This window comes from Clostridium sp., assembly GCF_036569345.1.
Classification (GTDB): Bacteria; Bacillota; Clostridia; order Clostridiales; family Clostridiaceae; genus Clostridium_AD.
Map to the genome: position 1 here is coordinate 1 of NZ_DATCQT010000095.1, position 3008 is coordinate 3008.

Sequence of the window (3008 nt, forward strand, 5' to 3'; positions counted from 1 at the left end):
CTTTATTATCTTCTTTCCACGATAATTATTAAGAGAAAGTTCAATCAATCTATTCTTTTTTGCTAAATCATATTCTAACTTAGCATCTAAAAAATCATTACAAGGTTGAAAACATGCAGACCATTTTTCACATTGCTTACATACCCCACGGTTATAATTCATATTTTAATCTCCTTTTATATCTAATTAACTGAATATAGGTATGTAAAAATCAATAATATAACTAACAGCTTCCTCTAAACTTACACACCTCTTTGTAACGCATAGCTCCATCCAAGGGTGACTTAATCCTTTCCCAAATCCAATTACGGGTATATCCCATACATCATGTGCCATACAGACCTCCATAGCAGTACCTATACTGTCAGGAAAATCAAGATTAACTAATACTACATCACTAGCTTTTACTGCCTTTAAATCAAAGTCTTTAACTTCCTTTTCTGCATATGAGTCAGGATTCATATTGAAGTTGTAAAAATTTACTGGATTAATAATATGTATTGGAATGTAAGATTTTTCTTGGAATAATCTATGTGCTTCTACTCGCCAACCATTCATCTCCTCATGAGATAGACCACTCATTTTTCCTGCAACATAACATTTAAACTTTTTCAATTAAACATCTCCTTTAATTTATTGTCTAATTCTTCAATAGACCCATCATTTTCAACTATATAATCAAATTCAAAATCATCTAAATCAGATTCAGAAACATGCTTTTCGAATTCTTCATTTTGGATTGAATTAAATTTTGGTCTAATAATCCTTATTGTAGAAATTTCATCAATCAATCCTTCTTTTAAAAGTATATTAAAGTAATCATAATTAACTAATTCTCTAAAACTTTCCACAATAACAGTAGTATTTTTATTTGCATAGGGTTTAATATCTCTTTCCCAAACTCTTCTTGCCATATGATAAGGATAAAATTCTGTCCCAATACGATAAACTTCACCCATAAATATACGACTTTCTAATGTATCTATCCCATCCCAATAAAAATCATTTTTGGCGATTTCTCTTATGTAAGTTGATAAGCTACATCTGATAACATGTTTTCCTTGATTATTTAATATATTTTCAATTTTTCTACCTACAGTTCCTTTGCCTGAATGTGCCTTGCCACTGATAAGAATTATATTCATTTTTTAATCTCCATTCTATGATGAAAATTACTATTATAAATATTATATCTTCGTTTAATACTAACTAAATCTTCTTTGCTACATGTCTTTATAAATTTAGTCCAAAACCCACATTCTTTGAACTCTGGACAAGAACACCTATAAACACAATTAGGGACAAATACATCAGATAATTCAGGCTCACTTTTCCTAGTCATAACCTTAAAATCTTCTGCTAATTCCCTTGTTTCTTTACTTGCTTGATAACATAATCTCTTTCTCATTGTATCAATTAGTGCCTGAGCGTTTGCTTCTCCCTCAAAGGTAACTAATGCCCCTTGTGGTTCTAAGTCCCTATCTACCCCTGTTCTATCAGTTCTCTGTGTACTTATAAAACATTCCCACTTATGTCTAGACCAATGAACAGAAATCCATGACTTAATATCTTTCCATGTCCAGTTAATCTTGATTAGACGAATTGGTGAATGTTCTGATATGAGTAATTGTGTCTTGAATTTACTATCAGGAATATTCTCTGTATGGTCTTTATTGACTGTGGTGCGACATTTGTTTTTTACGTCTACCCAATCACTATCTATTTTATTTATTTGTGTTTTCAATATATGTAATTACTCCTTCCTAGTGCAAATCATATTTTTTATATTCATGTTTACCAATAAACACGCACCTATCTAAAAAATGGCAATGATCACAGTCGTAATGTGCAAAAGTAGTTTGATTTAAACAGCTTCTAGGATTATGATAACTCTCCTTACCATCTTCAGTAAATGGAATATCACCTTCAATATTAGAGTCAATAGTTTCTACTTCTTCCATTTCTCCAACTGCTCTTATAATTTCAAGTGTAGTTTTTAACTGTTCTCCATCTGAAAACTCGATGGTATAAGATTCTGCATTATATGTTCTTGATCTATTAATAACCTTAGCTTCCTGCCCTGAGTATCCTTCGATCACATTACCCATGTAAATAACTACTTGACCAGATTCATAGGAATATTCAGTTGTTTTACTCCTTCTTTTAGTAATTGGTTTTTTCTTAGCAGAAGTTTTTGTCAACAGACTTTTACTCTTTGCCATTTAAATTCCAACCTCCTTCCCCTATTACTATATGTTTAATTATATATCATTAGTACAATAAACTCAAGAACTATTTAATACTGTAAAAATCCTGTGGTATCTGCTTCATATTCAATAAATTCAGCATCTTCTAAAGCTACTACTATTGTTTCGTCCATTACTCCAACCTCCTCATTATCAATTATATATAATTTACTATATGTAATCACTAAAGGATCGGTTACTGTCTCCATAATTTATCCTCCTATATTAAATTAGAATTCATCGTATGCATCCCAAATCATACTTATAATATCTTGTTTTATTTCTTCTGTATCATAACCACAACCAAGTATACCTTCTTTTTCAATTTTTTTAACTAAGAATTCAACAAAACCTCTATCTCCTAAAGTCATTTTATTACTCCTTTCCGATAAAATTTATCTTTTGATGTATTATTTATAAAACACATATTCAAATTCTGGACGGTTACAATCTTCCATATGCTTTCTAATATGTACTAAAACTAAGTCTCTAATTACTTCTCGTTTTACTCCTGCGTCATTGTGGCCATAATCAATTAGATTGAAATTAATTTGGATATCACAGGTGAAACCTCTTTTAAACTGGTCAATAACTTCAGCACATGTCAAGATAAATTTATCTTCGGTTTCATCAAAACCTTGGAATAGCTCAACTGTAAATCCTGTATCTCCAGTAGTGATACTAATACTTGAGACTTCTTTTATAAATATTTTATTTTTATACATTATCTTTTCCTTCTTTCTTAGCTTAAAATAGGTTTTT

The 3008-nt window shown here is 30.3% G+C and carries 7 protein-coding genes; all 7 read right to left on the reverse strand.

Annotated features, from left to right (window positions below; genetic code table 11):
- Window positions 1–186 precede the first annotated feature (186 nt).
- Entirely contained in the window at window positions 187–615 is a 429-nt protein-coding gene (locus VIM70_RS09745) for a hypothetical protein (RefSeq protein ID WP_331945563.1), read from the reverse strand.
- Window positions 612–1145 (reverse strand): hypothetical protein, encoded by a 534-nt coding sequence (locus VIM70_RS09750; protein WP_331945564.1) that lies wholly within the window; start codon window positions 1143–1145, stop codon window positions 612–614. Before VIM70_RS09750 ends, VIM70_RS09745 begins: the two co-directional genes overlap by 4 nt.
- Window positions 1142–1744 carry a hypothetical protein gene (locus VIM70_RS09755; protein WP_331945565.1) on the reverse strand — a complete coding sequence of 201 codons (603 nt, stop codon included), beginning with the start codon at window positions 1742–1744 and terminating at the stop codon, window positions 1142–1144. The genes VIM70_RS09750 and VIM70_RS09755 overlap by 4 nt, the downstream gene beginning before the upstream one ends.
- 19 nt (window positions 1745–1763) lie before the next feature.
- On the reverse strand, window positions 1764–2222 hold the full coding sequence (locus tag VIM70_RS09760) for a hypothetical protein (RefSeq protein WP_331945566.1): 459 nt from the start codon (window positions 2220–2222) through the stop codon (window positions 1764–1766).
- Between the two features lie 74 nt (window positions 2223–2296).
- Window positions 2297–2455 (reverse strand): hypothetical protein, encoded by a 159-nt coding sequence (locus VIM70_RS09765; protein WP_331945567.1) that lies wholly within the window; start codon window positions 2453–2455, stop codon window positions 2297–2299.
- A gap of 21 nt (window positions 2456–2476) precedes the next feature.
- Window positions 2477–2617 carry a hypothetical protein gene (locus VIM70_RS09770; protein ID WP_331945568.1) on the reverse strand — a complete coding sequence of 47 codons (141 nt, stop codon included), beginning with the start codon at window positions 2615–2617 and terminating at the stop codon, window positions 2477–2479.
- Window positions 2618–2656: 39 nt separating this feature from the next.
- The coding region (locus VIM70_RS09775) for a hypothetical protein (protein WP_331945569.1) at window positions 2657–3008 on the reverse strand (352 nt) is incomplete at its 5' end.